At 65.2% G+C, this 6,563-nt stretch carries 3 protein-coding genes and 1 pseudogene; 1 reads left to right on the plus strand and 3 read right to left on the minus strand.

What is annotated here, in order from left to right; genetic code table 11:
- Together RMQ73_RS10435 and RMQ73_RS10440 are read right to left on the minus strand one after the other, a co-directional pair.
- Positions 1-1,266: pseudogene (locus RMQ73_RS10435) on the minus strand (transketolase); the annotation flags it as partial.
- A 57-nt stretch (positions 1,267-1,323) separates the two neighbouring features.
- Positions 1,324-4,116, minus strand: a complete 2,793-nt coding sequence (locus RMQ73_RS10440; protein ID WP_310498163.1) for a TonB-dependent receptor — start codon at positions 4,114-4,116, stop codon at positions 1,324-1,326.
- 171 nt (positions 4,117-4,287) lie between these two features.
- On the opposite strand from RMQ73_RS10440, the gene RMQ73_RS10445 reads away from it, so the two are divergent.
- A complete protein-coding gene (locus RMQ73_RS10445; RefSeq protein WP_310498164.1) occupies positions 4,288-4,890 on the plus strand; it encodes a glutathione S-transferase family protein in 603 nt (200 codons plus the stop codon).
- Here RMQ73_RS10445 and RMQ73_RS10450 read toward each other — a convergent pair.
- Positions 4,887-6,515 carry a CTP synthase gene (locus tag RMQ73_RS10450; RefSeq protein ID WP_310498165.1) on the minus strand — a complete coding sequence of 543 codons (1,629 nt, stop codon included), beginning with the start codon at positions 6,513-6,515 and terminating at the stop codon, positions 4,887-4,889. The genes RMQ73_RS10445 and RMQ73_RS10450 overlap by 4 nt on opposite strands.
- Positions 6,516-6,563: the final 48 nt, after the last annotated feature.

Here is a 6,563-nt window from a genome sequence, read left to right on the forward strand (position 1 = left end):
GGCAAGATCGAACAGGATACGCCCGAAGGCCGATTGCGTTGCTTGCTCGGCGCCCGTCGGCGCAGCGATCGCCGGCACCGGCAAAGCGGCAAATAGCCGGTCACGCGGCAGATGGGCTGCGGGCGATGACGCAACAAAGGCCTTCAGCGCGGCGGCCTGGTTGCCGCCCAGCCCAGCCCATGGCTCCCACTCCTGCCCTTCGGCAATGCCCATCGCAGAGCGCAGCGCGGCGATTTGCGGCGGGTTCATCAGCCCGGCGTGATTGTCCTTGTGGCCGGCAAACGGCAGACCCTTGCCCTTGATGGTATAGGCGATGATCAGGCAGGGCCGGTCGCTCGATGCGGCCTGCGCATAGGCATCCAGCAGGCTGGCGATGCAATGCCCGCCCAGATCGGTCATCAATATCGCCAGCGCATCATCATCGCGCGCTGCCAATATGCCGGCGATGCCCGCGCCCAGATCGGCCGCCAACCGCGTCCGCCACGCCGCGCCGCCCTGATAGGTCAGCGCCGCATATTCGACATTGGGGCAATTATCGATCCAGTCTGCCAGGGCATCGCCGCCCGGCTCGGCAATGGCGGCCTGCAGGCGCACGCCGTGCTTGAGCGTGATGACCCGCCAGCCGCAAGTTTCGAAAATATCGTCAAAGCGCCGGAACATGCGGTCGGCGGTGGTGTGATCAAGGCTCTGCCGGTTGTAATCGACGACCCACCAGCAGTTGCGGATGTCGTGCTTATAGGCCTCGATCAGGCATTCGTAGATGTTGCCTTCGTCCAGTTCGGCATCGCCCATAAGCGCGATCATGCGGCCGGTGTCGGCTGGCGCCAGCGCCCCATGCGCCACCAGAAAATCCTGCACCAGGCTGGCAAAGGCGGTGATCGCCACACCCAGCCCGACCGAGCCGGTGGAGAAATCGACCGGAATCTGGTCTTTCGTGCGGCTGGGATAGCTTTGCGCGCCGCCATGGCCGCGAAACGCCTCCAGTTGCGCCCGGCTCTGGCCGCCGGTCAGATAATGCACGGCGTGCAACAACGGCCCGGCATGGGGCTTGACCGCGACCCGGTCATTTGGCCCCAGCGCGCCGAAATACAACGCCGCCATGATCGCCGACATCGAGGCACAGCTGGCCTGATGGCCGCCGACCTTCAGGCCGTCGCGGCTGTCACGCAGGTGATTGGCGTTGTGGATCGTCCAGGCCGACAGCCAGCGCAGCCGGGCATCCAGCGCTTCGATGTGGGCGATTGTTTCGGGTGAAGGCACGGTCATGCCTCGCCTCTTGCCGCGATTTTCCTGTGCGCGCCAGAGGCCGCAAAGCCGGCAGGGTCAGAAGAACAATTTGCGCAGCGACAGCGTGACGGTGCGGCCCAGCGGATCGATCTGGTCCCGCTGAAAACCGATCGGTTCCAGCCCGGCACGGCTGCGCACATTGATGCGATCATTCAGCAGGTTGTTCACCGACAGGCTGATGCGCGAGCCGCGCAGCCACGGCGCCTTGCGCAGCACTTCGGGCCGCTGCCCCAGATCGACGAACAGCCGCAGATTGACCGTGGTGAGGTCCGAAAAGCGCAAGTCATCGGGCGACTGCGTGCCGCCGGTCGGATCGACCAGCACTTGCGTTGCCGATTGCCAATTGACGCTGACCCGGGCGCCAAGGCCGCGCCTGCCGGCGCCAAGGCGCATTTCCACTTCGTGACGGGGCTGGCCGCCGCGACTGCCCACCGCCGAGCCGTTCAACAGATCGAGCACAGGCAAGCCCGGCCGGATCAGGATTTCGTCCTGGAACCGCACGGTATGGAACAAGGCCAGCTGCACCCGGCCATCCAGAAATCCGCCCGGCGGACCGCCCCGGCCACCGCCGCCAAAGCCGCCGAAACCGCCGCCGGGGCGGCCACCACCAGGCTGGCCACCGCCGGGCGGGCCGCCAAAGGGCGTGCGAAATGCCGGTGTCGGCGCTGGCTGGCCGGTGCGTGCGGCCTCGGCGGCCCGTGCGGCAAAGGCGGCGCGCCCTTCGGCAATGCGCTTTTCCACGGCGGCGCGTTCTGCGGCGCCGGGTTTCAACGTCTGCGTCAGCGTGAAGCCCCAGCGCAGTTCCTGCCGGGCGCTGCTGGCAAAATTCACCGGGCGATTGTCGATCTGGAACAGCCGGCCATCGGTGCCGCGCCGAAAACGGTCCGGAAACGCCGCTTCCAGTTCGGCGGTCGCGGTCGGAAACGCAGCGATGGGATTGTCGATGCGGCTGGCGGTAAAATTGCCGTTCAGCACCAGATCGACCTTGGCCAGCGGCTTGGCATTGAGGCCCAGCTTGAACACGCGGCGGCTGTCGGCGACCAGCGCCGCATTGCCGCCATCGATGCGCGTGATGTCGACGGTTTCGCCGCGCACGAAATCGAACACGCGAACGCCAGGCGTGGCAATCTGCGGGTCGCCAAGCTGGCCGACGCCGGGCGCGCCCTGTTCCCGTGTGAACGACGTGATGATCTCCAGCTGCTCGATGGGCGTCCAGTTGAAACCAGTGCCCCATGTCACCAGCGTGCCGAAATCCGACAGCGAATCCAGTGCGATATTGCCATTGAGCGTCAGCTTGCCAAGCGCCGCCAGCGCATCGATGGACGCAATCGGCAAGTCGATATTCGCCTGAAAATTGCCCTGGGTGCGTGCCAGATCGGCAGCCTGCACCAGCCCCGCACGCACCGAGCGGGTATCCAGCGCCAGTGTCTGCACCTGCGCCTTGACGCTCAGGCCGGCGCGGCCGGCGGGCAGCGAGAACGGACTGCCGCTGACAAGCAGGTCAAGGCTGGCAGTGTCGCTGTTGGTGCTGGCCACATCGGTCAGGCGCGGCAGGGTAGACAGGATGTCGCCATAGGGATTGAGCGCGGGGTCGCCCGCCGCCAGCCGCGACGTGATGGTGGACACATCAAGGCCCCGGTCGATGCGGGTCTGGCTTTGCGCATGCAACCAGTTGCCGGTGAGGTTCCAGCGCCAACCCGAAATCCGGCCATCCAGCACGGTGCCCAGCCGGCTGTTCCAGCTGGTTCCATTGCGCTGGAGCGGATCGGCGCCATAGCGCCCCAGCACGACATCACCGGCAAAGGGCGAAAACGGATTGCCGGCGGGCAAGGTCAGGGTCACGGGCGCCAGCCCCTGCAACGCTTCGGTGGTGGTACGCTCGATACCGCCCGTCAGCGTGGCGGCGACATCGCCCAATATGCTGCCGGCCAGCGTGCCATTCAGGCTGACGGTGCGCGTGTCGGGCAGCAGCGATCGGAACGGACGGATATCGGTGACATTGACACCGCCGCCAGCAAATTCCGCCAGCAACGGTGCGCGGCTGCTGGCGGTCGCCGGCACCGCTGCGATGGTGACGGTGCTGCCTGCCAGCGCCGACAACGCCGGATCGATGGCGGCGCCGGCAATGGGCGCCGTGATGTTGCCGGCAAGGTCGAAGGCACGCAGTTGTGTGGGCGAGACGATGCGCCGTTCGTTTTCGGTCACCAGCGTGTCGATATTGGACTTGGCCTCCAGGCTGATGCGGCTGTCCTTGTTCAATTTCAGGAAATTGGCTTCGATCTCGTTCGAAAAGCGCCCGCCATCGGTGGGCCCGCCCACTTCCAGTTCGCCGGTGACCGCCTTGAACCGTGGGCGCAGCACGAAGTTGATCACCCGCTGGTCGGCACGAAAGCCGTATTTCAGCGCAACCTCCTCGGGCAGCACATCGACGCGGATGATCGCTTCGGGCGGGATGTTGCAGATTTCGGCAAAGCCCGACACGCGCTTGCCGTTCAGCAACACCGCCGGCGGTCCATTGCTGCGGCCCCGGCCCGACCGGGTCTGCGGCGCCAGTTCTGCAAGCAATTCGGCAAGGCTGCTGGCGCCGATGGCCCGGATATCCTGCACGCCCAGTTGCAATTCGGGCTGGATGTCGCCGATGACGCTGCCGACCTGCCGCTGGCCGGTGACGACGATTTCGCCTTCCCCATCCTGACTGGACGCTTCCTGGGCATTATTGTCCTGAGCCGGGGCGGGCTGGCCCGACAGCGGCGGCATCTGGGCAAGCGCCGGCATGGACACCAGACCCAAAGCCGCCATCGCAACCGAACGCACAAAAGAGAAATTCACCGAAAGATCCTGTCGTGCGTTGGGGGCAGAGTGCGCACGGCGATTAGCCCAGCCTTGAGCCAAGGGAAACGCGGTGCGACGATGTTACGTAGCGCACGTGGATTTTCCCCCGACGCTGGTGCCCCGCCGGGCAGCGGTGCATAGTGCGGGCTTGATGACGGAGAAAACCCGATGCTGCTGTGGTCCGCACCCGATCCCGCCCCAAACCCGCGCCGCGTGCGGCTGTTCCTGGCGGCAAAGGGCCTGACATGCCCGGAAAAAATGCTGTCGCTGCCGGCGCGCGACCACAAATCGGCCGATGTGATGGCGCGCAATCCACGCGGGCAAGTGCCGTTTCTGGAGCTTGATGACGGCACGATCATCGCCGAGACAATCAGCATCTGCCGTTACCTCGACGAACTGCACCCACAGCCGCCGATGTTCGGCACCACGCCATTGGCACGCGCGCAGACCGACATGTGGATCCGCCGCGTCGAAACCGGGCTGGGCACGCCCATCAGCCTGTTCTGGCAACATGGCCATCCGCTGACGGCCCGGCTTGTGGCGCAAATACCCGCCATGGCCGAAGCGGCGCGGGCGCAGGCGTTCACGATGATGGCATGGTTTGACGCACAATTGGCTGGCCGCGAATGGCTGGCCGGCGACCATGTGACGATGGCCGATATCGCGCTGCTCACCAACATCGATTTTGCCAGCTGGATCGGGCTTGCGGTGCCGGCCGAGCACGCCCATCTGCTGGCCTGGCACGAACGGGCAACAGCCCGGCTAGCCTAAACCAGCCGGCTCTGACGCAGCGCAGCGGCGATGAAGCCGGTGAACAGCGGATGCGGGTCGAACGGTTTGGATTTCAGTTCCGGGTGGAACTGCACGCCGATGAACCACGGATGGTCCGGCCGCTCGACGATTTCGGGCAGCAGGCCATCGGGAGACATGCCCGAGAACATCAGCCCGGCCGCTTCCAGCCGCTCGCGGTAATGGACATTGACTTCATAGCGGTGGCGGTGACGCTCGCTGATGGTGGCGGTGCCATAGATGCTGGCCGCCAGGCTATTGCCGGCCAGCGCCGCTTCAAAGGCGCCGACCCGCATGGTGCCGCCCATATCGCCGCCCGCCTGCCGCTGTTGCAGGCCCTCGGGGCTCATCCATTCGGTGATCATGCCGACGACGGGTTCGGGTGTCGGGCCGAATTCGGTGGTGCCGGCATCGACAACGCCGGCCTGGTGGCGCGCCGCTTCGATACAGGCCATCTGCATGCCAAGGCAGATGCCGAAAAACGGCACGCCGCGCTCGCGGGCAAATTCAACGCTGGCGATCTTGCCTTCTGATCCGCGCTCGCCAAAGCCGCCGGGCACCAGGATACCGTGCATCGGTTCAAGTTTCTGGACGGCATCGGCATCTTCGAACGCCTCGGCATCCAGCCAGTTGATGTTGACCTTGACCCGGTTGGCCAGCCCGCCATGCACCAGCGCCTCGGTCAGCGATTTGTACGCGTCTCGCATGCCGGTATATTTGCCGACAACGCCAATGGTCACTTCGCCTTCGGGATTGTGCAGCCGTTCCGATATGTCCAGCCAGCGTGTCAGGTCAGGCGCCGGCGCATCCGTTATGCCGAACGCCGCCAGCACTTCGTCGTCCAGCCCTTCGGCGTGATAATTCAGCGGCACTTCGTAGATGGATTCGGCGTCCAGCGCCGAAATGACGGCGTCCTTGGAGACATTGCAGAACAGCGCGATCTTGGCGCGGTCACTGTCGGGCAGCGGATGTTCGGACCGGCACACCAGCACCTGCGGCTGGATGCCGATTCCGCGCAACTGCGCCACACTGTGCTGTGTCGGCTTGGTTTTCAGCTCCCCGGCAGCGGCGATATAGGGCACCAGGGTGCAGTGGATGTAGCAGACGTTGTTGCGCCCCATGTCGGCGGCCATCTGGCGAATGGCCTCAAGGAACGGCAGGCTTTCGATATCGCCGACCGTGCCGCCGATCTCACACAGCACGAAATCGATGTCGCTGACTTCGGCGCCGGCGAATGCCTTGATGGCGTCCGTGACATGCGGAATGACCTGGACGGTGGCGCCAAGGAAATCGCCATGCCGTTCGCGGGCGATGATGTCCTGATAGACGCGGCCCGAGGTGATGTTGTCGGTCCGCCGGCTGGAAACGCCGGTAAACCGTTCATAATGGCCAAGATCGAGATCGGTTTCCGCCCCGTCGTCGGTGACATAGACCTCGCCGTGCTGATACGGGCTCATCGTGCCGGGATCGACATTGAGATAGGGGTCGAACTTGCGGATCCGCACGCTGTAGCCACGCGCCTGAAGCAACGCCGCCAGCGCCGCGCCCATGAGACCCTTGCCCAGCGAGGAGACCACGCCGCCGGTGATGAAAATGAACCGCGTCATGGGAGAAAAGCCCTAGCGGAGATTCGGGGGGAAACGCCAGTCCTGCCG

Origin of the sequence: Sandarakinorhabdus sp., assembly GCF_031430775.1 — a bacterium.
GTDB lineage: Bacteria > Pseudomonadota > Alphaproteobacteria > Sphingomonadales > Sphingomonadaceae > Sandarakinorhabdus.